Annotated in this window: 26 protein-coding genes; 23 read left to right on the top strand and 3 right to left on the bottom strand. The window is 70.7% G+C overall.

The features are described from left to right. Positions 1–9: 9 nt before the first annotated feature. The 7 genes from RPX00_RS45955 to RPX00_RS45925 all read left to right on the top strand — a co-directional run bounded on the left by RPX00_RS45955 (position 10) and on the right by RPX00_RS45925 (position 4,283). Positions 10–339: a CD225/dispanin family protein gene (locus RPX00_RS45955; RefSeq protein ID WP_406635510.1), complete on the top strand. Its 330-nt coding sequence runs from the start codon at positions 10–12 to the stop codon at positions 337–339. Then, entirely contained in the window at positions 330–785 is a 456-nt protein-coding gene (locus RPX00_RS45950; RefSeq protein ID WP_406635508.1) for a DUF2752 domain-containing protein, read from the top strand. Before RPX00_RS45955 ends, RPX00_RS45950 begins: the two co-directional genes overlap by 10 nt. 180 nt (positions 786–965) lie before the next feature. Beyond that, complete coding sequence (locus tag RPX00_RS45945) at positions 966–1,661, top strand: RDD family protein (protein ID WP_406635506.1); 696 nt, start codon at positions 966–968, stop codon at positions 1,659–1,661. A 73-nt stretch (positions 1,662–1,734) separates the two neighbouring features. After that, complete coding sequence (locus RPX00_RS45940; protein WP_406635504.1) at positions 1,735–2,196, top strand: CD225/dispanin family protein; 462 nt, start codon at positions 1,735–1,737, stop codon at positions 2,194–2,196. Positions 2,197–2,245: 49 nt separating this feature from the next. Then, positions 2,246–3,022, top strand: coding sequence for a DNA repair protein RecO (recO, locus tag RPX00_RS45935; protein ID WP_406635502.1), 777 nt, complete (start codon positions 2,246–2,248; stop codon positions 3,020–3,022). Between the two features lie 26 nt (positions 3,023–3,048). Beyond that, on the top strand, positions 3,049–3,867 hold the full coding sequence (locus RPX00_RS45930) for an isoprenyl transferase (protein ID WP_406635500.1): 819 nt from the start codon (positions 3,049–3,051) through the stop codon (positions 3,865–3,867). Beyond that, the gene (locus tag RPX00_RS45925) at positions 3,864–4,283 is read left to right on the top strand and encodes a YbjN domain-containing protein (RefSeq protein ID WP_406635498.1); all 420 of its coding nucleotides are present in this window, start codon (positions 3,864–3,866) and stop codon (positions 4,281–4,283) included. The genes RPX00_RS45930 and RPX00_RS45925 overlap by 4 nt, the downstream gene beginning before the upstream one ends. Positions 4,284–4,313: 30 nt before the next feature. On the opposite strand, the gene RPX00_RS45920 is transcribed toward RPX00_RS45925, so the two are convergent. Further along, a complete protein-coding gene (locus RPX00_RS45920) occupies positions 4,314–4,865 on the bottom strand; it encodes a CGNR zinc finger domain-containing protein (RefSeq protein ID WP_406635496.1) in 552 nt (183 codons plus the stop codon). A gap of 51 nt (positions 4,866–4,916) precedes the next feature. On the opposite strand from RPX00_RS45920, the gene RPX00_RS45915 reads away from it, so the two are divergent. The 4 genes from RPX00_RS45915 (at position 4,917) to RPX00_RS45900 (ending at position 9,569) form a co-directional block, all read left to right on the top strand. Further along, positions 4,917–6,272: an MFS transporter gene (locus RPX00_RS45915; RefSeq protein WP_406635494.1), complete on the top strand. Its 1,356-nt coding sequence runs from the start codon at positions 4,917–4,919 to the stop codon at positions 6,270–6,272. Next, positions 6,262–7,383 carry an epoxide hydrolase family protein gene (locus tag RPX00_RS45910; RefSeq protein WP_406635492.1) on the top strand — a complete coding sequence of 374 codons (1,122 nt, stop codon included), beginning with the start codon at positions 6,262–6,264 and terminating at the stop codon, positions 7,381–7,383. The genes RPX00_RS45915 and RPX00_RS45910 overlap by 11 nt, the downstream gene beginning before the upstream one ends. Positions 7,384–7,794: 411 nt before the next feature. Continuing rightward, on the top strand, positions 7,795–8,814 hold the full coding sequence (locus RPX00_RS45905) for a permease (protein ID WP_406635490.1): 1,020 nt from the start codon (positions 7,795–7,797) through the stop codon (positions 8,812–8,814). Next, positions 8,811–9,569, top strand: a complete 759-nt coding sequence (locus tag RPX00_RS45900; RefSeq protein ID WP_406635488.1) for a TIGR03943 family putative permease subunit — start codon at positions 8,811–8,813, stop codon at positions 9,567–9,569. Before RPX00_RS45905 ends, RPX00_RS45900 begins: the two co-directional genes overlap by 4 nt. A gap of 384 nt (positions 9,570–9,953) precedes the next feature. Here RPX00_RS45900 and RPX00_RS45895 read toward each other — a convergent pair whose 3' ends face one another. Together RPX00_RS45895 and RPX00_RS45890 are read right to left on the bottom strand one after the other, a co-directional pair. Next, positions 9,954–10,367: a Fur family transcriptional regulator gene (locus tag RPX00_RS45895; RefSeq protein WP_378312363.1), complete on the bottom strand. Its 414-nt coding sequence runs from the start codon at positions 10,365–10,367 to the stop codon at positions 9,954–9,956. A 2-nt stretch (positions 10,368–10,369) separates the two neighbouring features. Further along, positions 10,370–10,732 (bottom strand): ArsR/SmtB family transcription factor, encoded by a 363-nt coding sequence (locus tag RPX00_RS45890; RefSeq protein WP_406643316.1) that lies wholly within the window; start codon positions 10,730–10,732, stop codon positions 10,370–10,372. A 758-nt stretch (positions 10,733–11,490) separates the two neighbouring features. Here RPX00_RS45890 and RPX00_RS45885 point away from each other — a divergent pair. The 12 genes from RPX00_RS45885 (at position 11,491) to RPX00_RS45830 (ending at position 24,191) form a co-directional block, all read left to right on the top strand. Next, on the top strand, positions 11,491–12,600 hold the full coding sequence (locus tag RPX00_RS45885; RefSeq protein ID WP_406635486.1) for a hypothetical protein: 1,110 nt from the start codon (positions 11,491–11,493) through the stop codon (positions 12,598–12,600). Continuing rightward, entirely contained in the window at positions 12,600–13,235 is a 636-nt protein-coding gene (locus RPX00_RS45880; protein WP_406635484.1) for a class F sortase, read from the top strand. Before RPX00_RS45885 ends, RPX00_RS45880 begins: the two co-directional genes overlap by 1 nt. Positions 13,236–13,325: 90 nt before the next feature. Continuing rightward, on the top strand, positions 13,326–13,988 hold the full coding sequence (locus tag RPX00_RS45875; RefSeq protein WP_406635482.1) for a class F sortase: 663 nt from the start codon (positions 13,326–13,328) through the stop codon (positions 13,986–13,988). A gap of 90 nt (positions 13,989–14,078) precedes the next feature. Next, the gene (locus tag RPX00_RS45870; protein ID WP_406635480.1) at positions 14,079–15,467 is read left to right on the top strand and encodes a glycine--tRNA ligase; all 1,389 of its coding nucleotides are present in this window, start codon (positions 14,079–14,081) and stop codon (positions 15,465–15,467) included. A 160-nt stretch (positions 15,468–15,627) separates the two neighbouring features. Next, positions 15,628–16,557 carry an ABC transporter ATP-binding protein gene (locus RPX00_RS45865; RefSeq protein ID WP_406635478.1) on the top strand — a complete coding sequence of 310 codons (930 nt, stop codon included), beginning with the start codon at positions 15,628–15,630 and terminating at the stop codon, positions 16,555–16,557. Further along, positions 16,554–17,294, top strand: a complete 741-nt coding sequence (locus RPX00_RS45860; RefSeq protein ID WP_406635476.1) for an ABC transporter permease — start codon at positions 16,554–16,556, stop codon at positions 17,292–17,294. Before RPX00_RS45865 ends, RPX00_RS45860 begins: the two co-directional genes overlap by 4 nt. Before the next feature lie 23 nt (positions 17,295–17,317). Next, entirely contained in the window at positions 17,318–18,538 is a 1,221-nt protein-coding gene (locus RPX00_RS45855; RefSeq protein ID WP_406635474.1) for a sensor histidine kinase, read from the top strand. Then, positions 18,535–19,140, top strand: a complete 606-nt coding sequence (locus tag RPX00_RS45850; RefSeq protein WP_406635473.1) for a response regulator — start codon at positions 18,535–18,537, stop codon at positions 19,138–19,140. Before RPX00_RS45855 ends, RPX00_RS45850 begins: the two co-directional genes overlap by 4 nt. 155 nt (positions 19,141–19,295) lie before the next feature. Continuing rightward, positions 19,296–19,943: a YdcF family protein gene (locus RPX00_RS45845; protein WP_406635471.1), complete on the top strand. Its 648-nt coding sequence runs from the start codon at positions 19,296–19,298 to the stop codon at positions 19,941–19,943. Positions 19,944–19,973: 30 nt separating this feature from the next. Further along, positions 19,974–21,272 carry a deoxyguanosinetriphosphate triphosphohydrolase gene (locus RPX00_RS45840; protein WP_406635469.1) on the top strand — a complete coding sequence of 433 codons (1,299 nt, stop codon included), beginning with the start codon at positions 19,974–19,976 and terminating at the stop codon, positions 21,270–21,272. Between the two features lie 34 nt (positions 21,273–21,306). Beyond that, positions 21,307–22,380, top strand: a complete 1,074-nt coding sequence (locus RPX00_RS45835) for a serpin family protein (protein WP_406635467.1) — start codon at positions 21,307–21,309, stop codon at positions 22,378–22,380. Further along, positions 22,377–24,191, top strand: coding sequence for a glycosyl transferase (locus tag RPX00_RS45830; RefSeq protein ID WP_406635465.1), 1,815 nt, complete (start codon positions 22,377–22,379; stop codon positions 24,189–24,191). The genes RPX00_RS45835 and RPX00_RS45830 overlap by 4 nt, the downstream gene beginning before the upstream one ends. Positions 24,192–24,225 lie beyond the last annotated feature (34 nt).

Here is a 24,225-nt window from a genome sequence, read left to right as displayed (position 1 = left end):
GGGGACCGCATGACCGGCCCGTATCCGCCGCAGGGCCCGTACCCTCCGTCGTACGGTTACCCGCCGCAGTATCCGCCGCCGCCGGACAGCAATCTGGTGTGGGCGATCCTGGCGACCGTGTTCTGCTGCCTGCCGCTGGGGATCGTCGCGATCGTCAAGGCCAGCCAGGTGAACACCTTGTGGTACCAGGGATACGCGGCCGAAGCGCACCGCGCCGCGGACGAGGCGCGCAAGTGGGCGATGTGGTCGGCGCTCAGCATCGCCATCCTGGTCGGGCTGTACGTGCTCGTCGCGCTCGTCGTGCTGCTGATCGCCGGAAACGTGCTCTGGTGGCATTGAGCACCGTCTACTCCGGACTGCCGGCGCGCGGAACCCGTGCGGTGGCAAGGGCTCTCGCCGCTCCGGCGGCCGCGGCGGGCGGCATCGGCATCGCGTGCGCCGTGGTGTGGTTCGCCGATCCGACCACCCCCGGCGGCCCGCTCCCGGTGTGCCCGACGAAGCTGCTTTTCGGGATCGACTGCCCCGGCTGCGGCGGGCTGCGGATGGCATACAGCGTGCTGCACGGCGATTTTTCCGCCGCGCTGCACTACAACGCGGTGGCGCTGGGGTTCGTCGCGCTGTTCGCGTGGAGCGGTCTCGCGTGGACACTGGGACGGCTGCGCGGCCGGACGATGCGGTCCTGGCTGCACTGGCGCTGGACGCCGCACGTCGTCGCGGTCGTGTTCGTGCTGTGGTTCGTCGCGCGCAACATTCCGTTCCCGCCGTTCACCAGCCTGTTCGTCTGAGTTAGCCCCGTTTTCGCCGTCGCCGGAACCGGCCCGGCCGCCGTCGCGTCCAACCCGTCACCCGATGCGGACACCTGCGCGGCCCGGCCCCGCCGGACGAGGTACGCTCCCGCGCACTGACGTGTCCACAAAGGCCGCGACAGCGCTCGCCTGCCGAGACCACGACGAGGGGGACACTCGATGACCTATCCCTACGGCCACCCCGGCGGCCCGCCTCAAGGCGGACCGTCCCTGGGCGCGCCGCCGGGACAGCGGGCACCGGGCGGCTACCCCCAGTTCGCCGGGTACGGCCCGGTCTACGCGAGCTGGGGCCAGCGCGCCGGGGCCTACCTCATCGACCTCGCCCCGCTTCTCGCCGGGCTCCTCGCGGCGCTGCTCCTGACGATGGTGTCGGGAATCGCGGGCACGATCGTTTACGCCCTGACCATTCTCGGCAACGTCGCCTGGACGGTCGTCAACCGCTGGATCAACGGCGGCAACACCGGCCAGTCGCTCGGCAAGCGCGTCGTCGGCATCAAACTCGTCAGCGAGGCCACCGGCGAGCCGATCGGCGCCGGGACGGCGTTCGTCCGCGACCTCGCGCACGCGCTGGACAGCTTGGCGTTCGCCCTCGGTTTCCTGTGGCCGCTGTGGGACGACAAGGCGCAGACGTTCTCGGACAAGATCCTGAACACCGTCGTCGTGCCTGTTCCTTCGGCGCCGCGGGCCGGGGGATACGGGCAGCCGGGCGGATTTCCCGCCGCACAGCCCGGTTTCGGCGCTCCGCACCCGGGCTTCGGCCAGCCGCCGGCGCCGGGGACCGGGCCGCGGCAAGGATTCGGCCACCCCGGCCATGCCGGCCAGCCGCAGCCGATGAACCCGCACCAGCGCAGATGACCACACCGGAAACACCGCAGTCCTGATCCGTACCGATTCACTGTAAGAACGAGTAAACCGGGGGAGAACCCAGATGACCAATCCTTACGGCCAGCCGCAGCAGCCCTACGGCGGCCAGCCCCAGCAGCCGTACGGCCAGCAGCCGTATCCGCAGTCCGGCGCCACCCCGGCACAGCCGTACCCGCAGCAGCACTACGGCCAGCCCGCGCCGTATGGCCAGCCCGCTTTCGGCGGCGGCGCGCCCGGCGGCGACATGAGCGCCATCAAGGACTATAAGGGCTGGGCGATCGGCTGCATCTTCCTGATGTGGATCCTCGCGATCTTCGCGATCATGAAGTCGAACGAGGTCCAGACGTACAAGATGCAGGGCAACTACGCGATGGCCCAGCAGGCGTCGCAGACGACGAAGACGCTGTGCCTCATCGCCACCATCCTCGGGGCGCTCGGCTGGGTCGTCGCGATCATCCTGATCATCATCAGCCTGGTGGCCGCGTCCGAGGTGCACAGCTACTACTGCACCGGCAGCTACTGCTGAACCAGGGTGTCCCGCCCCGGCGTCGCCCCCGAAGTGGGACGATGTCGGGGTGGTGAACCTCTACCGCGACACCGGGGTGGTGCTGCGCACGCACAAGCTGGGCGAGGCCGACCGGATCGTCACCCTGCTCACGAGGCGGCACGGCAAGGTCCGGGCCGTCGCGAAGGGCGTGCGGCGCACCTCGTCGCGGTTCGGGGCGCGGCTGGAGCCGTTCGGGCACGTGGACGTGCAGTTCTATCCCGGCCGCTCGCTCGACGTCATCACCCAGGTCGAGACGGTCGACGCGTTCGCACTGCCGCTGGTGGCCGACTACCAGCGCTACACCGCGGCGTCCGCGATCGCGGAAACCGCGGACCGGCTGTCCGCTGAGGAGGGCGAGCCGGTCCTGAAGCTGTACCTGCTGGTCGTAGGTGCGTTGCGCGCACTGGTCGGCGGACAGCGGGACGCGTCGCTGGTGCTCGACGCGTTCTTCCTCCGGGCCATGGCCTACGCGGGCTGGGCCCCGGCCATCACCGAATGCGCCCGCTGCGGCCTGCCCGGCCCGCACGCCGCGTTCAACGTCGCCGCCGGCGGTTCGATGTGCCCGGACTGCCGCATCGCCGGCTCGGTGCATCCCGCGCCCGAGGTGCTGACCCTGCTCGACGCGCTGCTGCAGGGGGAGTGGGCGGTCGCCGAATCGTCGCCCGGGATCACCCGCCGGGACGCGTCCGGCCTGGTCGCGGCGCATCTGCAATGGCATCTGGAACGGCAGTTGCGGTCGCTTCCGCTCGTGGAGCGGCGTGCCCGGGAGGCCGCCGGTCCGGGCCCAGTAGGGTCGGCCGGGTAGGAAGTCCATTCTTCAGGAGGCCGTGAGTGCTGCGCAGGGGACGGGAGACCCGCTCGGCGGGGTACGAGCTGCGAGACCCGGAGCCGCACGCCTCCGGCGCGAAACCGCCGGAGATCCCGGCGGAGCTGGTGCCGAAGCACGTCGCCCTCGTCATGGACGGCAACGGCCGCTGGGCCAACCAGCGCGGCCTGCCGCGGATCGAGGGCCACAAACGCGGCGAGGCCGTGATGATCGACGTCGCGAGCGGCGCGGTCGAGATCGGCGTGAAGTGGCTGTCGGTGTACGCGTTCTCGACGGAGAACTGGAAGCGCAGCCCCGAGGAAGTCCGGTTCCTGATGGGTTTCAACCGCGACACCATCCGCCGCCAGGTCGACTACCTCGGCTCGATCGGCGTGCGCATCCGCTGGGCGGGGCGGCGGCCGAAGCTGTGGGCCAGCGTGATCAAGGAACTGCAGATCGCCGAAGAGAAGACCAAGAACAACACCAAGCTCAACATGACGATGTGCGTCAACTACGGCGGCCGCGCCGAGCTGGGCGACGCGATGCGCCGGATCGGCCAGGACGTCGCGGCGGGCAAGATCAACCCGGACAAGATCGACGAGCGCACCATCGGGAAGTACCTGTACCAGCCGGAAATGCCGGACGTGGACCTGTTCCTGCGGCCGTCCGGGGAGCAGCGGACGTCGAACTTCCTGGTGTGGCAGTCGGCGTACGCGGAGATGGTCTACCAGGACACGCTGTTCCCGGACTTCGACCGGACGCACCTGTGGCAGGCGTGCCTCGACTTCGCGAAACGCGACCGTCGCTTCGGCGGTGCGGTGGACCAGGCAGGGAGCACGAAATGAGCACCGCGGAAGCCGCCGAGACCGGCGCACTGCTCACCCGGGCGCGCGAAGCACTGGAACGCTACCTGGAAGTCCACGTCGACGACGACGGCGCGATCACGTTCTCCCACGCGGACGTCCCGTGCGTCATCCAGGCGACCCGCCTGGCCGACGGCCTCACGGTGCTCAGCCTGACCTGCGTCGTGGCCTGGGACCTGGCCGACGACCCGGCCCTCGCGGTCGCCGTCGCCGAACGGGCCGGGCAGGGCCTGTTCGGGACCTTGGGGGTCGGCCACACGGAGCGCGGGATGGACGTGACGCTGCGGTACGCGTTCCCGGCGGAGGGGATGGACCCGTCGCCTCTTGGGACGTTGCTGATGCTGGTGGTTTCCACGGCTTCGCAGCTGCGGGCGGAGCTGCCCGGAGTCGAGGCCTGAGCCGGGTTTCTGCGTTTTTCCTTGGCCTGGTTATGTTTGCTGTCGGCTCCGGTAGGCCGCGACGCTGGCCCGGTGCGCGCAGTTTCGGGTGCAGTACTGCTTCGAGCCGTTGCGGGAGAGGTCCACGTAAGTGGCCCGGCAGTGCGGCCCGGCACAGACGCCCAGACGCTCGGGACCGAGCGTGGCGATTACGGAGGCCAGTGCGCTGAGCGTGGCCGCGGCCAGGTGTGCTGAGCAGCTGTCGGCGTCGGCGGTCACCTCGGTCCACCAGCGGCCGTCCTCATGGCGCAGTACCGGGGTGGCGCGGTTGCGACGCAGACCGTCGTTGATCAGATCCGCGGCTTCGACCGCGTCCTCGTTCGCTCGTTCAAGCACCTCGCGCACCGTCGCGCGCAATTCGCGGACTTCCGCCAGGTCGACGCGGGTGAGACGGCGCGAACTCATCGCCGCGAGATGGTCGTCCAGGAAGTCCCGGAGCTGCTCCACGGTCTCGAGCGCGTCCTCTCCCTTGACTGGTTTCAAGGTGTTGGCCAGGTCGACAGCCGTCTGGACCGCCGCCGGGCTGTAACACGCATCCCGCATTTGACGTGTCTCCTCGCTGCCTCGTATCGTGACACTCAAATGAACTTTCTCGTGTCACACGATACTCGGCGGGGGACGGTCCCGGACGGGCGTCGGCTGGGGCTGACGCTGGGGATGCTGGTGCTGCCGATGTACGTGGCACTGGGCGCGCCGTCGGTCGCCCTGCCCGCCATCGGCCGCGCACTCGCGGTGCCGTTCGGGGCCACCGCGTGGATTCTCGCCGCGTGGTCGCTGACCTCCGCGCTCGCGATGCCGATCGCGGGCCGGCTGCTGGTCCGCTGGAGCCCCTTCCACATCCTCGTGGCCGGGGTCGTGACGCTCGCTGCGGGCTCCACGCTCGCCGGAGCCGGGCCGACACTGTCCGTCGTGATCGTCGGCCGGCTGATCGGCGGCGCTGGGGCGGGCGCGACCGTGATCGCCGTCTTCGCCGCGGCCACCGCTCTTCCCGGTCGGCAACGGATCAGCGCACTGGGAATCATCGCGGCCGCCAGCGCGACGGCGTCGGGGTGCGGGACCCTGCTGGGCGGGGCGGTGACCGCATGGCTCGGATGGCGTGTCGTGCTCGCGATCCCGGTTCTCGCGCTGCCTCTCCTGCTGGCCGCGTGGCCGAGCAGGCGCGCGCTAAGCGGCAAGCGAACCGGCTCGACCAGGCGACTCGATATCGTCGGCGCGGCCGTGCTGTCGGTGCTCGCCGGCTCCTTGATCACGCTGCTGCAGGCACATTCGGTCGGCCTGCCCGCTCCGGTCACGCTCGTCGTGGCTGCCGCTGGAGCGCTCGCTGCCGTGGGACTGTGGTGGCGCGTGCGAAGCACCCCTGACGGATTCGTGCCTCGGCGGGTGATCGCGTCCCGCGGCTTCCTGGCGGCCGGGCTCATCGGCAGCACGGTCTTCGCCGGCTACTACGGGGTCCTGTTCCGCGCCCCATCCCTGATCGAGCAGGCCACCGGCGGCGGCCCTTTGGAAGCCGGCCTGCTGCTGGTCCCGGCCGCCGCCTGCTCGGTGCTGGCCGGGCGGCTGGCCGGCACGTTGACCGCCCGGTTCACCGGCTGGCAGGTGTCGGCCGGGCTTGCCGCGCTCACCGTCGCCGGCGTGCTCGTGGTCGCGATCTTCCCCGGGCCGATCCCGGTTGTCGCCGGCACGGCGTTGACCGTGTGCGGGTTCGCCGGCGCCCAGGCCGTGCTGGTGGGCCTGGTTCCGGACCTGGTCGCCGCGGACGACCGTGACACCGCGCAAAGCCTGCTCAACTTCATGAACGCCCTGGGCGGCGGGATCGGCCCGGCCGCCGTCGCGGGTCTGTCCGGCATCGTGCCCGCGCCGGTGGCCCTCGCGATGCTCGCGGCGCTTCCCCTAGCCGGGCTTGTCCTCAGCCTGACCTTGTCCAGTAAGGAGCCTTGCCATGCCTGCTGAGCCGTTCGAGGTCAGCGTCACCGAAGCCGAGATCGCGGACCTGCGCGACCGATTGCGCCGGACCCGATGGCCCGAACGCGAGCCAGTGGACGACTGGTCGCAGGGCTTGCCACTGGCGTACGCGCAAGAGCTGTGCCGCAGCTGGGCCGAGGACTACGACTTCGGCTTCGCCAAGCGGCTGAACGCGTTCCCGCAGTACCGAGACACGATCGACGGGCTGGGCATCCACTTCCTGCACGTCCGCTCGCCGGAGCCGGACGCGTTCCCGCTCGTGCTCACGCACGGATGGCCGGGCTCGGTGCTGGAGTTCCTGGAGATCCTAGGCCCGCTGACCGACCCGCGCGCCCACGGCGGCGACCCAGCGGACGCGTTCCACGTAGTCGCGCCGTCGTTGCCCGGATACGGCTGGAGCGACAAGCCGTCGACGACCGGCTGGGGCGTCACTCGCACCGCGCGCGCCTGGGACACGTTGATGGTCTCGCTGGGCTACGAACGCTACGGCGCCCAGGGCGGCGACTGGGGTTCGGCAGTGTCCGGCGCGCTGGGCGAGGTAGCCCCCGAGCGAGTCGCTGCCGTGCACCTGAACCTGGGCTCCGTAGCGGCGGGCACGTTCGACGACCCGACGCCCGCGGAACTGGCGAATCTCGAGGCAGAGAAGGAAATGCAGCGCACCGGCCGGGGATACTCGGCACTCCAGTCGACCCGGCCGCAGACCCTCGGCTACGGCCTCACCGACTCCCCGGCGGGACAAGCCGCCTGGATCGCCGAGAAGTTCTGGGCGTGGACGGACAACGACGGCCATCCCGAGGACGCGGTGCCGCGGCAGGCGATCCTCGACGAGATCTCGGTCTACTGGTTCACCGCGTCGGCCACGTCGTCGGCGCGCCTGTACTGGGAGAGCTTCGCCCATTTCCGGGACAAGGTGACCGCACCGTCCGGACTGTCGATCTACCCGCGCGACATCACCCGCCCGTCGAGACGCGAGGCCGAACTGCGGTTCACCGACCTGCGCTGGTTCGAGGAGCTGCCGCGTGGCGGCCACTTCGCCGCGCTGGAGCAGCCGGAGTCGCTGGTCGAACAGGTGCGCGGGTTCTTCCGCCTGTTCCGCTGACCTGCTGGGGCTGGGGCTCGCAGGTGGGCCAGGTTGCCCCCCGCCTGCTCGTCCCGCCGCCAACTCCGTCCGTTCAAGCTTCCACGACTCGTGGTTCTGCTGCTGTGGTGTTTGCGTTCGGTCGTTCGTGCCGAGCCCGGTTGTTGTGGTGGTTGCGCTCGGTTGTTCGTGCCGAGCCCCGCTGTTGCGGCGGTTGCGTTCGGTCGTTCGTGCGTGGCTCTGCTGCCGTCCCGGCCCGTTCCGCCACCCGCCCCAAGCCCCGCCACCATCCCGATCCCGCGTCTCCACCCGCCCGATTCCGCCCTTTCCTCCCTCCCCATCGAGTGACATTCCCGCAAAACCGGCACGAGGGGTCCCCTCGCGACACCGGCGGCTAGGGTTCTGTCGGACCCGGCTGGCATCATCGCCTTCGTGGAAACCCTTTCCAACAACGCCGCCGAGGAGCGTCCCCGCACGAGGCGGTTCCGAATCAGCTCCATCGAGATCCTGTGCGCCGTGCTGCTCGTGGCTGTCCTCGCGCAGAGCCAGCTCCAGGACCTCTTCAACGTGCCCGCGCTGCGCACCGGGTCCACCGTGTTCGTCGCGGTGTGCGTGCAGGCGCTGCCGTTTCTCGTGCTCGGAGTGCTGATCAGCGGCGCGATCGCGGCATTCGTGCCCGCCCGCGTGCTGGAACGGGTGCTGCCGAAGAAGGCGTCGGCCGCGGTCGGCGTCGCCGGGCTGGCGGGCGTCGCGTTGCCCGGTTGCGAATGCGCGTCGGTCCCGGTCGCGCGGCGGCTGATCGGGCAGGGCGTCGCGCCCGCCGCCGCGCTCACCTTCCTGCTCGCCGCGCCCGCGGTGAACCCGGTGGTGCTGGTGGCCACAGCGGTCGCCTTCCCCGGCCGTCCGGAAATGGTGCTGGCGCGGTTCGCCGGTTCGCTCGCCACCGCGATGGTGATGGGCTGGATCTGGGCCCGGTGGGGCAAACTCTCGTGGATCACCGAACGCGCGCTGCGCCGGCTGCCCGACGTCGAGCCAGGACATCGATGGCGCGTATTCGCCGAAACCGCACGCACCGATCTCGTGGAAGCAGGCGGATTTCTCGTGCTCGGCGCGCTGATTTCCGCGTCCCTCAACGTTCTCGTGCCCGCGAAGTGGTTCGAAGTGTTGTCCGGACAGATCATCGTCGGCGTAGTCGTGATGGCGGTCCTGGCCGTGGTCCTCGCGCTGTGCAGCGAGGCTGACGCGTTCGTTGCCGCTTCGCTCACCGCCGTGCCATTGCTGCCGAAGCTGGTGTTCCTGGTGGTCGGCCCGGCCATCGACGTCAAGCTGTTCGCCTTGCAGACCGGCACTTTCGGCCGCTCGTTCACCGCGAGGTTCGCCCCGGTCACCTTCGTGGTGGCGATCGCCTGCGGCACCGTGGCGGGCGTGATTTTCCTCGGGGGAGTCCAATGAGGCGCGAAACGCAGAACGTGCTGCTGATCCTGCTGGGCGGCGCGCTAGTGAAGATCGCTCTCAACGGCGACTACCTGCGCTACGTGAAGCCAGCCCAGCAGCCATGGATCATCGCCGGCGGCGCAGTGATGCTCCTGCTGGGAGTCGCAGCCATCGTCCGCGACATCGCCACCGTGCGCGCTGCGGCGAAAGCGGCCCACGAGTCCGAAGTGGACACTGCGCACTCAGCCGCGGACGGTCACGGCCACCACCACCCAGCGCGATCGGCCTGGCTGCTGGTAGTCCCGGTGCTGGCGGTCTTCCTCGTCGCTCCGCCCGCCCTCGGCGCGGATTCCGTCACCCGCACCGAAGCCCGCCTGCCCGCCAGCGCCGCGACTACGTCCGCAGCCGCGTTCCCCCCGCTGCCCGCGGGCGCGGTGGTGCCGATGGCGATGAACGAGGTCGTCACCCGAGCGGGCTGGGACGCCAACGGCACCATGAACGGCCGCACCGTCGAGATCTCCGGATTCGTCGTCCACACCGGAGGCCAAACCCTGTTGGCCCGCCTGGTAATCAGCTGCTGCGCGGCCGACGCGGCACCAGTGACCGTGCACCTCAAGGGCGGCGATGCCGACCGCTTCCCGAGCGACACCTGGCTGCGGGTCACCGGCCAGATCGTCCCGGGCACGGCGACCGAGGCGAACAGCTACACGCCAGACCTGGTCCCGGCGACAGTCGAGCGGATCACCGCGCCGAAGGACCCGTATGAGTACTGAAAGGAGCAACGCCCCCGACCCCTCGGCGACGACCGTCTCGGAACGCGGACCGCCGCATCCGCCCGCCCGGTGCACCTGAGTTTCTTCGGCTGATCCCGGAGCGGATTCCGCCTCGCACGCTCGCTCAAGCCCGCCACTTGAGACAGCCCCCGGACGGAATCCTGACCGCGACCGGTTCGAGTCGCTCAGAGTTGCGACACCCTGCGGCCTTGCGAAACCCGTGCGGCCTCGCAGCACTCCGCTGGCCTTCGGATCCTCGCCAGCTTCCCCGGACAGCCCCAGGACGGTTCCGCCGCCGGACGGGCAGCTTGAGGCTCGGCACCGCATGCGCTCCGCGAACCGGAACGCTCCAGCGAGCCCGGGCAGGTGTGCCTCGGGAGCGGGTCAGCTCGAGTGCTCGGCGCAGGTCCCGGTGATCTCCACGGTGTGGCTGATGTCGGTGAACCCGTGGTCCGCCGCGATCTTCTCCGCCCAGCGCTCCACCGCGGGACCCTCGACCTCCACCGTGCGCCCGCACACGCGGCACACGAGGTGATGGTGGTGGTGCGACGAGCACCGGCGGTAGATCGCCTCGCCCGAGTCGGTGCGCAGCACGTCGATCTCGCCCGCCTCGGAGAGCGACTGCAGCGTCCGGTAGACGGTGGTCAGGCCGATGCCGTCGCCGCGCTTGCGGAGTTCGTCGTGCAACTCCTGGGCGGAGCGGAAGTCGTCCACGGTGCTGAGCAGGTCGACCACCGCCGCGCGCTGCTTCGTGGAACGCCGGCCTGGCACCGGGACCGGTTTGGGGACCGAGGACATCGTCACTTCCCTTCCTGCACGTGGGTGACCGCGTCGACGACGATGTGCGCCAGGTGGTCGTCCACCAGCCGGTAGACGACCTCGCGGCCGCGCCGCTCACCCTGCACCACGCCCGCGGTCTTGAGGACGCGCAGGTGCTGGCTGATCAACGGCTGGGCGACGTCGAGTTCGTCCACGAGTTCGTGCACGCACCGGTCCGCCTCCCGCAACTGCAGCACGATAGCGATCCGCACCGGAGCGGCGAGCGCCCGGAGCAGTTCGCCCGCGTCGGCGAGCGCACCCGCGGGCACGACCGCCGGTCCGGCACCCGCGGACCGCCCGGCTGACCCGCCCGCACCGACCGGATGCGGTGGGTCCGCGGGCAGCTCTGCCTGCGTGCCGCTGGCGGCCTCGCCCGCGGCGCTGGAACCGTCAGGTCGGCTGGCTGAGCCATCGGCGGCGGGATGCGGCGGGTCCGCAGGCAGCTCCGCCCGAGCATCGCTGGCAGCCTGGCCCGAACCAGCGGAACCTGCACCGGCCGAACTAGCCGCAGCCTGCTCCGAGGAAGCCGCAGCGGAGCCTGCACCGCCCGAGCCTGCCGCAGCCGTGCCAGCCTGCTCCGCGGAAGTTCCAGCGGAAGCTGCGCTGGCCGAACTGGCCGTAGCCGTGCCAGCCCGCTCCACGGAAGCCCCAGAAGCCCCAGCGGTTCCAGCCGGGACGTCGTTCCCCCCGGGCTCCGCAGCGTTCCCGGTCACGCCAGAAACCCCGGCTCCCCAGCCGTCGGACAGGGCGCTCGAAGGTGCCGATGTCATCGCTGCCTCCCACTCGCGTCCCGCCGCCAGCCTCGTCCGCTGCCTCCGGGCCTGCGGCGGGAACCGTGGCGGGACCGGGGGCGGCGTTTCCGAAGCCGGATGTCATTGCCGATAACCTTCGCCGCCATCGTAGTGTTCCCTTCCCTGGGCCCGGTGATCGCCGGGCCCAGGGGGAGCCGCGTTCCGGATTGACCCGATCGGGTGAGTTCGTGAAGATTTGGCTTGTCGGCTTCGCAAGTGGTGGCGGACGGTGCAAGGTTGTCGCGGGGGCGTTTCGCCGCGTCTCGTACAGTGGCGGATCGCTCGGGGTTGCCGGAGGGCAGTGGGGAGACATGACTCGTTTCGTGACGAAGGCCGCGGTGGCGGCCCTGGTGGCACTGCCGGCGCTGGCTCCGGCCGCATCGGCGCAGACCCCGGCCGGGCAGGCCGTCGACGAGAAGACGGGGCCGGTGTCGTTCGCGAACGTGGCGTCCGTCCGGCTCGGCGGCGACCCGCAGCACGGCGGCGCGCTCATCACCGAAACCCAGCGGTCCCCGCTCACGCCCGGGCAGTCGCAGCTCGGCACCGACCGGGTGGCGGTGCCGAAGAACGACGGCGAGCGCACCACTTTCGGCCCGAACTACCAGATCGACCTCGGCAAGTACGGGGACGGCTCGGCGAGCCCGTACCCGGCGGGCATCGCGAGCCGGGACCACCAGGTCATCGCCGCGCTGCAGACCACGCACGTGCCCACCGCCGTCGCGGAGACGAACTACGCGCTGCGCGACAACGGCCGCAAGAAGCCCAAGGCGCTCGACAACACGATGCTCGTGCTCGAGGGCGCGCGCAGTTCGGTCGACTGCTCCGGCCCCGGCAAGGTCACCGGTGCCACCACGGCCGCCCGGGTCTGGGTGCGCGGCGCGGACGACGCGCTGAAGCAGGTCGCGATGCCGGCCAGCGGGACGCTCACCGTCACCGGCCTCAAGATGGGCGCGCCCACTGACGTGCCGCAGACCGACGCCGGCAAGACCACCTCAGACGTCGTCGTGTCCCGCGTTTCCGCGTTCGACCAGCTGATCAAGCAGGACGGCTGGCGCTCGGGCGACGTCACCGCGCAGGCGGGCTGGCGCGTCGAGATCACCACGCACGCGCACGACAGCAAGAACACCAAGCTGAGCGACGTGCAGACCACCATGGTGCTCGGCGGCGTCAGCTGCTCGATCCCGAAGAACTTCGTCGCCGCGGCGGGCAACGGCTCCGGCACGGGCTCCACGAACACCGTGCAGCAGCCGTCGGTGCCCACCGAGGTCCCGGCCGGTTACGCCGGGGCCGCCGCGCCGTCCAGTGACCTGCGCCTTCCGCTCGGCTTCGGCCTGCTTGGCGGCGGTCTGCTCTTCGGCGCGGTCGCGATCGTGCTCGGCCGGCGCCGCGCGGCGCGGGTCGTCCGCTCCCGCGGCGAATAGTGTCGCGCACCGTGCTGACGGTCGCGTCAGCGGTGATCGCCGTCCTCGCGATCGCGGCTGGCGTGATCGTCCTGACCTGGGTGCCCGCCCCGACCGCCGTCGTGGCCGATCCGCCGCCGGGTTCGCTGCCGGGCGAGGACGGCGCGCCCGCCGAGCTGCCCTCCGACGGCCAGGCGATCGGCCTCCAGCGGCCCGGCAGCATCCGGTTGCCGGACGGGTCCGAGGCGCGGCTGAAACGCGTCGAGATCACCCAGAAAGGCATCCTGCCGATCCCGCGCGGCCTCGGCGACGCGGCGTGGTGGGGCGCTCGCCTCGGCGCGGCACAGGGTGCGGCGGTGCTGTCCGGACACGTCAACTGGGCGGGCACGAAGGGCCCCTTCGACGACCTGTGGCGCGTCCGCGACGGCGACAACGTCAGCATCGTCGACGCGTCCGGCGGCCGCTGGCTCTACCGCGTCACCGGCGCGGCCACGATCCCGAAGGAACAGCTGCCCGCGCAGGCTCCCGGCTGGTTCGCCCAGACCGGCCCGCATCGCCTGGTCCTGGTCACCTGCGGCGGCGACTACGTCGGCGGCACCGAGGGCTACGACGAGAACCGGATCGTCACCGCGGACCTGGTCTCCCGGCCGGACTGAGCCGCCGGGCAGCCCGCCGAAAAACCGTGCAACCCCACCCCGTCCCCGCGGCATGTCTCCCCGGAGAAACCTCCGGACCAGGGGAGCACGATGCAGGGGACACAGGCCCAACCAGCACGCAAGCTCGGCGCACTGATCGTCGTCGCGGCCGTAGTCGTGGCAGCGGTGATCGCCGCGGTGCTGATTTTCTTCACCGGCAACGACAGCGCGGACTCGGCACCGCAGCAGCCCGGCACCAGCCAAGGCGTCAATCAGGGCACTGACCAGGGAAGCAGCCAGGCCGGGAACAGCCAGCCGGATCCCGGCCAGACCCCGGGCACCGTCAAGCTGCCCGGCGGCGGGCAGGCGAAGCTGATCCCCGAGGAGGTCGGCGAGGACGGCGCGCTGCCGATCCCCAAGAGCCTCTCCGAGGCGGCTTGGTGGGGCTCCGGCGTCGGGGCCGCCCGTGGCGTCACGCTGCTGTCCGGACACGTCAACTGGGCGGGCAAGACCGGGCCGTTCCAGGAACTCTGGCGGATGAAAACCGGCCAGATCGTCACCGTCACCGACACCGCGGGCAAGCAGTGGGAGTACAAGATCGACGAGGTGCGCACGATCCACAAGACGAACCTGGCCGCCGAATCCGCGAAGCTCTTCGACCCCGAGGGGCCGCACCGGCTGGTGCTCGTCACGTGCGGCGGCGACTACGTGGGCGGACAGGAAGGCTACGACGACAACCGGGTCGTGACGGCCTCGCCGGTCACCCGTTCGTGACCTCCGACCTGCGCGGAGGTGCCCGGGACCGGCCGGATACGCTGGGTCTTCTAGTCCGATAACCGTCCCCGCATGCGTCCGGAGCGTGGAGTGCCCGCCAACAAAATCGAAACCGTCGTCAGTCTGTGCAAACACCGTGGCTTCGTCTTCCCGTCGGGAGACATCTACGGCGGCACCAGGTCGGCGTGGGACTACGGGCCGCTCGGCGTTGAGCTGAAGGACAACATCAAGCGCCAGTGGTGGAAGACCGTCGTGCAGAGCCGCGAGGACGTGGTCGGCATCGACTCGTCGGTGATCCTGCCGCGCCAGGTCTGGGTCGCCTCGGGCCACGTGAACGTGTTCACCGACCCGCTGATCGAGTGCCTGTCGTGCCACAAGCGGTTCCGCGCCGACCAGCTCGCCGAGGACTTCGAGGCGCGCACCGGCAAGGCGACCACCGAGGACGACCTGTCCGAGGTGCCGTGCCCGAACTGCGGCACCCGCGGCAAGTACACCGAGCCGCGCGACTTCAACATGATGCTGAAGACGCACCTCGGCCCGGTCGAGTCCGAGGAAGGCCTGCACTACCTCCGCCCGGAGACCGCGCAGGGCATCTTCGTGAACTTCCTCAACGTGCAGAAGGCCTCGCGCAAGAAGCCGCCGTTCGGCATCGGCCAGATCGGCAAGTCGTTCCGCAACGAGATCACGCCGGGCAACTTCATCTTCCGCACGCGCGAGTTCGAGCAGATGGAGATGGAGTTCTTCGTCGAGCCGGGCGACGACGAGCAGTGGCACCAGTACTGGATCGACGCGCGCACCGAGTGGTACAAGGACCTCGGCATCAAGGCCGAGAACCTGCGCCACTTCGAGCACCCGAAGGAAAAGCTCTCGCACTACGCGAAGCGCACCGTCGACATCGAGTACCGGTTCGCGTTCAACGCCGGCCAGGAGTGGGGCGAGCTGGAAGGCATCGCCAACCGCACCGACTTCGACCTGACCACGCACTCGAACCACTCGGGCGTGGACCTGTCGTTCTTCGACCAGGCCTCGGGCCAGCGCTACCGGCCGTTCGTGATCGAACCGGCCGCGGGCGTCGGCCGTTCGATGATGGCGTTCCTGGTCGACGCGTACGACGAGGAAGAGGTGCCGAACGCCAAGGGCGGCACCGACAAGCGCACCGTGCTGCACCTCGACCCGCGGCTCGCGCCGTTCAAGGCCGCGGTGCTGCCGTTGTCGCGCAACGCCGACCTGTCGCCGAAGGCGCGCGACCTGGCCGCGCGGCTGCGCAAGCACTGGAACGTCGACTTCGACGACGCGCAGGCGATCGGCCGCCGCTACCGTCGCCAGGACGAGATCGGCACGCCGTACTGCGTCACGGTCGACTTCGACACCCTCGAGGACAACGCCGTGACCATCCGCGAGCGCGACAGCATGAAGCAGGAGCGCATCTCGATCGACCAGGTCGAGTCGTACCTGGCCGGCCGCCTGATCGGCTGCTGACCGGCGCGAAACCCTTTACGGACGGCCCTTTCCCGCACCGCGGGGAGGGCCGTCCGGCATTTCCGCCCCTCGACGCGCCGGGCACCCCTGACACCTGTCACGGTCGGGTCGTGACGCTCGGCCTGCGTACCGGCCGCCTCGGCGCGGCACGCTTCAGTGCATGGACAACACACAGGAAATCGCGGCGGGGGCGGCGATCCGGCTGGGCGGGATCGCGAAGCGCTACGGGGACGTGCGCGCGGTCAAGCACGTCGACCTGACCATCGCGCCGGGGGAAGTGGTCGCGCTGCTCGGGCCCAACGGGGCGGGCAAATCGACCACCGTCGACATGATTCTGGGGCTCACCACCCCCGACGAGGGCACCGTTTCGGTGTTCGGCCGGACGCCCGCCGACGCGGTCCGCGCGGGGATGATCGGCGCGATGCTGCAGGGCGGCACGCTGCTGGACGACCTGACCGTGCGCGAGACCGTCGGTCTCGTCGCGAAGCTGCACCGCCGTCCGATGCCGGTGCGGGACGCGCTGCGCAGCGCCGGCGTCGAGGACATCGCCGACCGGCGCGCCAACAAGCTTTCCGGCGGGCAGAAGCAGCGCGTGCGGTTCGCGGTCGCGCTGGTGTCCGACCCCGATCTGCTCGTGCTGGACGAGCCGACCGCGGCGATGGACGTCGGCAGCAGGCGCGAGTTCTGGAAGTCGATGTACTCGTTCACCGACACCGGCCGCACCGTCCTGTTCGCGACCCACTACCTGGAAGAGGCCGAGGAATTCGCCGACCGGGTCGTGCTGATGCGGGCCGGGGAGGTCGTCGCCGACGGGTCCGTCGCGCAGGTCCGCGCGCTGGCGGGCGGCCGGACCATCCGCGCGGTGCTGCCCGCCGGGGTCAGCGACCGGCTGGTCTCGGCGCTGCCCGCGGTCACTTCCTTCGAACTGCGCGGCGAACGCGTCGCACTGTCCAGTTCGGACTCCGACACCACCCTGCGCGCGCTGCTCGCCGCTGTCCCGGCCGTGCACGACATCGAAATCGGCGCGGTCGGCCTCGAAGGCGCGTTCCTTTCCCTGACCTCCGACGAAACGGAAGAAGCAGTCCGATGAACCCCGCCTATCTGCTCGTCGAAACCCGCAGGCTGTTCCGCTCGCCGCGGTTCCTGGTCCTCGTCGTGGCCTTCCCAGCGGTGATGTTCCTGTTGCAGGCCACCGTGTTCACCGATCCGTCGGCCTCGGACCACGTCGCGGTCGCGGCCGTGCTCATGGTCAACATGATGACGTTCGGCGCCTTCGCCGCGGCCACCACGAACGGCGCCCGGCTTGCGATCGAGCGGGCGGGCGGCTGGCAACGGCAGCTGCGGCTGACGCCGCTGTCCGGAATGGGCTACCTCGGCGGCAAAACGCTGTCCGGGATGCTCGCCGGGCTGCCCGCGCTGATCCTGGTCGCGGCCATCGCGGCCTTGTCCCAGGGCGTGCATCTCGACCCGGCGGACTGGCTGCGCGTCTTCCTCGGCATTTTCCTCGGCACCGTCCCGCTGGTGCTGCTCGGACTGCTGCTGGGCCAGTTCGGCACACCGGAGTCGATGCAGCCGATCAGCATGATCGTCACGCTCGGCATGGGTTTCCTCGGCGGGCTCTGGATTCCGCTGGAGGGCATGCCGTCCTGGATGCACGACGTCGCGCAGATCATGCCCACCTACTGGGTCCTCGGCCTGGTCCGCCCGGCCGTGACGGACCACCTGCTGGTGAGCCTGCCCGCCGCGATCGGGGTGCTCGGGGCGTGGACGCTGATTCTCGGGATTGTCGTGGTCAGGCGTTACCGTAAGGACAGCGCTCGGGTTTGACCGGGCGGGGAGGGAAGAACGACGTGCGGCCACACGGCCATGGGGCGGCGACCGGCGAGCACCGGTTCGGGCTCACCGACCGGGCGTCCTGGTGGGACGATCCGCCGACGCGTCCTGGGCGCGGTCCGAACAAGATCGGCTGGCCGATCATCTCGCTGGCGTTCCTGCTGCCGTTGCTGATTCCGGCGACGCGCGGCCTGATAGCGGACCCCGGACCGCTGTGGATCCGGATCCTGCTCGGCGTGCTGGTCTACGCGTACTGCGCCTGTTACGCCGTCTTCCCGGCGGTTTTCGGCAAACCCCGGCGGACGAAGCTCTGGTTCGGCGGGGTCATGCTGGTGCTGGGCCTGCTGTGCGCGCTGATCACCGACGCCAGCCCGTACGTCCTGCTCTACGCGACCGCGACGCTGGCCTTCCTGTTCCCGGCGGCGTGGGCGGTGATCTTCAACGGGTCGGCGCTCGGCCTGCTGGTGCTGGTCCTGTACCTGCGCGGGGATCTGCCGGACCATCTCACCGACGTGATCACGGTCGCCTCGGTCACGTCGGCGATGTTCTTCATGGCCAATCTGGTCCGGGTGATCCGGAGGCTGGAGCTGGCGAACCAGGAGATCGCGACGCTCGCGGTCGCCAGCGAACGCGAGCGGGTCGCCCGCGATCTGCACGATCTGCTCGGGCACAGCCTCACCACGATCACCGTCAAGTCCGGGCTGGCGCGGCGGGTGCTGGAAAGCTCCGGCGACATCGACCAGGCGGTGCGGGAGATCCGCGAGGTCGAGGGGCTCACGCGCTCGGCGTTGTCGGATGTGCGGGCGACGGTGTCGGAGTATCGCGAGGTGTCGCTGTCCGCGGAGATCGCGGGGGCGCGGGCGGCGTTGCGTGCGGCGGAGATCGAGGCCGACCTGCCGCACGCGGTGGACAACGTGCGCGGGGAACTGCAGAGCACGTTCGGCTACGTGCTGCGCGAGGCGGTCACCAACGTGCTGCGGCATTCCGGCGCGAAGCTGGTGAAGGTGCGGCTGGGCCGGGACTGGCTGGAGGTCGAGGACAACGGCCGCGGCGCGGGTGAGGTGCCGCAGGGCAACGGCTTGCGCGGATTGTCCGAACGGCTGGCCGCGGTCGGGGGCACTTTGGCGACGCGGCCGCGGCCCGGGGGAGGATGGGTGGTCCGGGCGGAGGTCCCGGAGCCTCGTCCGGACGGATCCGCCGTCACGGTGCGGGCCGAGCCCGCTGGAGGACTGGCGTGATCCGGGTGCTGCTGGCCGACGACCAGGCGATGGTGCGCGGCGCGCTGGCCACCGTGCTCGGCCTGGAGGCCGACATCGAAGTGGTGGCCCAGGTCGGCACCGGCGACGAGGTGGTGGCCGCGGCGAAAGAGGCGGTGCCCGACGTCGCCCTGCTCGACGTGCAGATGCCCGGCATGGACGGGCTCACCGCGGCGGCCGAGCTGAAGACCGCGCTCCCGGCGTGCCGGGTGATCATCTGCACCACCTTCGGCCGCCCCGGCTACCTGGCCAGGGCGATGGCCGCGGGGGCGGCCGGATTCGTGGTGAAGGACGCACCGCCGGAACAGCTCGTCGAGGCGGTCCGCCGGGTCCACAGTGGACTGCGGGTGGTCGACCCCGCGCTGGCCGCCGAATCGCTGGCCACCGGCACGAGCCCGCTCACCGCCCGGGAACGCGACGTGCTGAGCGCGGCCAAGGACGGCAGTACGGTCGCGGATATCGCGAAGTCTCTGTTCCTGTCCGACGGAACTGTGCGGAACCATCTGTCGTCGGCGATCGGGAAAACGGGCGCACGGACGCGCGCGGAGGCGGTACGGCTGTCGGAGGAGCGCGGCTGGCTTTAGCCGGGTCCGCCGCCGCTCGCTCGCGAAGAGCGGTCCGTGAAGGACTCCTTGAGTGAATCTGATTCCCTCAAGGAGTCCTTCACAGACGGCTGGATCGGGTACCGTGCCGGGGTGCCTCCCCAGCACCGCCCGACGGCTCTGCGAGGATGGCCGCCATGGATGCGTGGACAGGTCCTACGGCGGGAAACTGGGTGCGCCGCATCGTTTTCGGTGTGGTGCTGGCCCTTGTCGCGGTCATCGGGGGCACCGCGTTCCGCGTGTGGCAGGTCGCGCGCGAGAACGATCGCACTCCGGCCGATGCGATCGTCGTGCTGGGCGCCGCGCAGTACAACGGCAAGCCGTCGGAGATCTTCACCGCGCGGTTGGAGAAGGCGCGGCAGCTCTACGCCGACGGCGTCGCCAAGACCGTCATCACCGCGGGTGGGAAGAAAAGCCGCGACAACTACACCGAGGCGACCGCCGGGGCTCGGTGGCTGACCAAGCACGGCGTCCCGGAGGCCGCGACGTTGCCGGTCGGCGAGGGGAATGACACCCTGCGCAGCCTCCGCGCGGTCGCCGATCAGGTGAAGGCGCACGGCTGGCGTTCGGTGGTGCTGGTCAGCGATCCGTGGCATTCGTACCGGTCGCGGACGATGTCCGAGGATCTCGGGCTGGAGGCGTGGACCGCGCCGACGCACAGCGGGCCGATCGTGCAGGAGCGGTCGACGCAGGTGCGCTACATCTTCCGCGAGACCGGCGCGCTGCTGTTCTACGAACTCACCAAGTCGCCCGCCGACGATCTGTTCGGCACGACGATGGGCTGAATTGTCGGTGGTCCCGCTTAAGCTGGCGGGGTGAGTGACGGCTACCGGGAGCACGACCGCGCCCGCGTGCTGGCCGAGGAACCCAAGGGCGCGGCGCTGGCCGGTGCGCGGCCGGACGGGCGCAGTGCGTTCGCCCGCGACCGCGCGCGGGTGCTGCATTCCGCCGCGCTGCGCCGGCTGGCGGGCAAGACGCAGGTGGTCGGGCCGGGCGAGGGCGCGGAGGTCAGCGGCGCGCCGCGGACGCGGCTCACGCATTCGCTGGAGGTCGCGCAGATCGGCCGCGGCATCGCCGAGGAGCTGGGCGCGGACCCGGACCTGGTCGACACCGCCGGGCTCGCGCACGACATCGGGCATCCGCCGTTCGGGCACAACGGCGAGCGCGCGCTCGACCAGGCGGCCCAGCCGTGCGGCGGGTTCGAGGGGAACGCGCAGACGTTGCGCATCCTCACGAGGCTGGAGCCCAAGGCGGTCGCGGCCGACGGCGCGACGGCGGGGCTCAACCTCACCCGGGCGTGTCTCGACGCCACCACGAAGTACCCGTGGCCGCGCCGGTCCGGGGAGCCGAAGTACGGCGTGTACCCGGACGACACGGTGGTGTTCGGCTGGATCCGCGAGGGCGCGCCGGGCCTGCGCCGGTGCCTGGAAGCGCAGATCATGGACTGGGCCGACGACGTGGCGTACTCGGTGCACGACGTCGAGGACGGCGTGCTGGCGGGCCGGATCCGGTTGCGCCTGCTGGCCGATCCGGAGGAACGCGCGGCGGTCGCCGAGGCCGCGGCGCGGCATTTCTCCACGCTGTCGGTGTCCACTTTGGAGGGTGCGGCGAAGGAGCTGCTCGACCTGCCGGTGGTCGCCGAACTGGTGCGCGCGGAGCCGGACGGTTCGCTGCGCGCGCAGGTCGCGCTGAAACGGCTCACCAGCGAGCTGGTCGGCCGGTTCGCCTCGGCCGCGGTCACCGGCACCCGCGCGGGCTACGGCGAGGGCCCGCTCACCCGGTACGCCGCGCGGCTGGCGGTGCCCGACCAGGTCGGTGCGGAGGTGGCGCTGCTCAAGGCGCTGGCGCTGCGCTACGTGATGAGCGATCGCCGCCGGCTGGCGATGCAGGACGGGCAGCGGGAGGTGATTACCGAGCTGGTGGCGGCGTTGTGCCGGCGCGCGCCCGAGGCGCTGGATCCGCTGCTGGTCCCGGCGTGGCACGCGGCGTCCGACGACGCGGCGCGGTTGCGGGTGGTGGTGGACCAGGTGGCATCGCTCACCGACGCGCAGGCGTACGAGTGGCATCGCTGGCACACCGGACGCCACGGAACGGCGCCGCCTGCCGAACCGTGAGCCGAGGAACCACCCGTTCCGGTACGGTCGCCGCATGGCCCTGGACAGCCACCTCACTTTCACCCTGGCGTTGCACGGTGCGACCGCGACCCCGGGCGCCGACGCGTGTCTCTCGCCGTACTCGGCGGCGAGTGCGCTCGTCCTCGCCCGCCTGGCCGCGCGGGGACGGACCGCGGACGAACTCGGCGCGGTACTCGGCGACGATCAGGGCGAACTGCTGCGCGCCGCCGCTGAGCTGGGCGAAGACGTCCAGCTGGCGGTCGCGAACACGCTCTGGGCCTCGGACCTGATCACCGTCGAGGACGGCTTCCGGGACGAACTGGTGCGCTGGCCCGGCGGCAAGGTCGAGACCGCGCCGTTCAAGACCGACCCCGAGGGCGCGCGCGAGCGGATCAACGCCGACGTGGACCAGACCACTCACGGCCTGATCCCGGAACTGCTTCCGGACGGCGCGATCCACGCGGACACGCGCGCCAGCCTGGTCAACGCGCTCTACCTGAAGACCGCCTGGCGTCGCCCGTTCCCCGAGCACGCGACGGCGGACGCGGACTTCCACACCCCCGGCGGCGTGCGCCAGGTGCCGACGATGCACCTGGACGAAACCGTCGGCTACGCGCACGAAAACGGCTGGCAAGTAGTCCGGCTGGCGGCCGAGGGCGGCGTCGAGACGGTGGTCCTGCTCCCGGACGGCGACCTCGACGCCGCGGAAGCCGCGCTCGACGCGCAAGCGCTGCGCGGGCTGCTGGAAAGCCCGAAACAGCGCAAGATCCAGCTTTCGCTGCCCAAGATCTCCCTCGACGTACGGGCTGACCTGGAACGGGCGCTGCAGGGCCTCGGCGTGCGCGAGCTGTTCACCCGAGAGGCTGATCTCAGCGGTCTCACGGACTACCGCCCGCTGTGGGTGGACAGCATCCTGCATCAGGCCGTCCTGCGGCTGGACGAACAAGGCCTCGAAGGCGCCGCGGCCACCGCGATCCAGATGCGCACCATGTCGCTCATCTCCGGCGAGCCGCTCGAAGTCCGGGTCGACCGGCCGTTCCTGCTGCTCGTCCGGCACGCCGAGAGCGGTGCGGTGTACTTCTTCGCCCGGGTGGTGCGCCCCGCGTGAGCGTGTTCCGTCCCGAAGCGAAAACCGAAGCACCGCCTCGCGAACCCGGTCCCGTCGCGGTCGAAGCCGAACCTCGGATGCGCCGGTCCTGGGCCGACGCCGGGATCATCGGCGCGTACCTGGCGTTCTCGGTGATCCTGTTCGGCGGGCTGTGGGCCGACCTCGGCCAGGGCTACCTGTGGAACAGCGCGTCGGACCAGAACCTGTGGGAATGGTTCTTCGCGGTCACCGCGAAATCGGTGCAGCACCTGGAAAACCCGCTCACCAGCAGCCTGCAGAACTACCCGCTCGGCGTGAACATGATGGCCAATACGGCCATGCTGGGCATCGGCGTCCCGCTCACCCCGATCACGCTCGCCTTCGGCCCGACGGTCACCTGGGCGATCGCGCTCACCGGCAGCCTCGCCGGCAGCGCGGCGGCCTGGTACTGGGTGTTCTCGCGGCATCTCGTGCGCAACCGGGTGTCCGCGGCGATCGGCGGCGCGTTCGCCGGATTCGCGCCGCCGATGATCTCGCACGCCAACGCGCATCCGAACTTCGTCGCGTGGTTCGTCCTGCCGTTCATCGCGCTCAAGGTGATCCAGCTGGCGCAGGGCAATCGCCCGGTGCGCAACGGGATCTGGCTCGGCGTGCTCACCGCGTACCAGATTTTCCTCGGCGAAGAACCGCTGCTGATCTTCGCGCTGGGCTTCCTGATTTTCGCGATCGCCTACTGCGCTTCGCGGCCGCGCGAGATCAAGGCGATGGTGCGGCCGGTGCTGCTCGGCGGCGGCATCGCGCTGGTGCTGACGCTGGTGGTCGTCGCGTTCCCGTTGTGGTGGCAGTTCTTCGGGCCGGACAGCTATACCGGGCTGGAACACGGCCAGGTCGGCAACGACACCGCCGCGATGACCCGGTTCGCGACGCAGTCGGTGTCCGGGCAGCCGGAGGCAGCGGCCGCGGTGTCGCTGAACCGCACCGAGGAGAACGCGTTCTTCGGCTGGCCGCTGATCGTGCTGATGGTCGTGGTCACCGCGTGGCTGTGGCGCGAGGTCGTGGCCCGTTCGCTGGCGATCTCGATGTTCCTGATGGCCTGGCTTTCGCTCGGCTCCGAAATCACCGTGCTGCACGAGAACACCGGCGTGCCCGGCCCGTGGAAGCTGCTGGCGGACCTGCCGTTGTTCGAATCGCTGCTGGAATCGCGGCTGGCGATGGCGTGCGTGCCCGCGATCGGGGCGCTGCTCGCGATCGCGACCGACCGCGTGTTCGCCGCCGCGGGGAAGGGCGAGCTGAAACTGCCGGTGCGGCTGATCTGGCTCGGTGCGGTCGCGGCCGTGCTGCTGCCGATCGCGCCGACGCAGCTGCTGGTGCAGAAACGCCCGCCGACGCCCGCGTTCTTCGCCGACGGCACCTGGCAGACCTACGTCGCGCCCGGCGGCACCGTCGTGCCGGTGCCGCTGCCGAGTTCGGGGGAGTCGGAGCCGCTGCACTGGCAGATGGACGCCGGGCTGCGGTACTCGATGCCGGAGGGCTACTTCGTCGGACCGCAGGGCCCGGACGACAAACGCGGCCGCTACGGCTCCTACCAGCGGCCGACCTCGACGCTGTTCGACCGGGTCCGCGACACCAAGCGAGCGCAGGAGATCACCGACGCCGACCGCGACCAGGCGATCGAGGACCTGCGCTACTGGAATGCCAGCGTGCTCGTGCTGATCCCGCGCGAGCACAGCGACGCCTACCGCGCCACGGTGGACCTCCTGCTGCGCAAACCCGCGCAGTTCGTGGACGGCGTGTGGATCTGGGATGTGCGCCCGATCACGGGCCGCCGCTGACGCTGTCACATCTCGCGCGGCTGTCCCGTTCCTC

It is taken from the genome of Amycolatopsis sp. WGS_07 (assembly GCF_045278895.1).
GTDB lineage: Bacteria > Actinomycetota > Actinomycetes > Mycobacteriales > Pseudonocardiaceae > Amycolatopsis.
The sequence above is the reverse complement of the archived record's forward strand: the minus strand, read 5'-3'. Positions and strand labels throughout refer to the sequence as shown.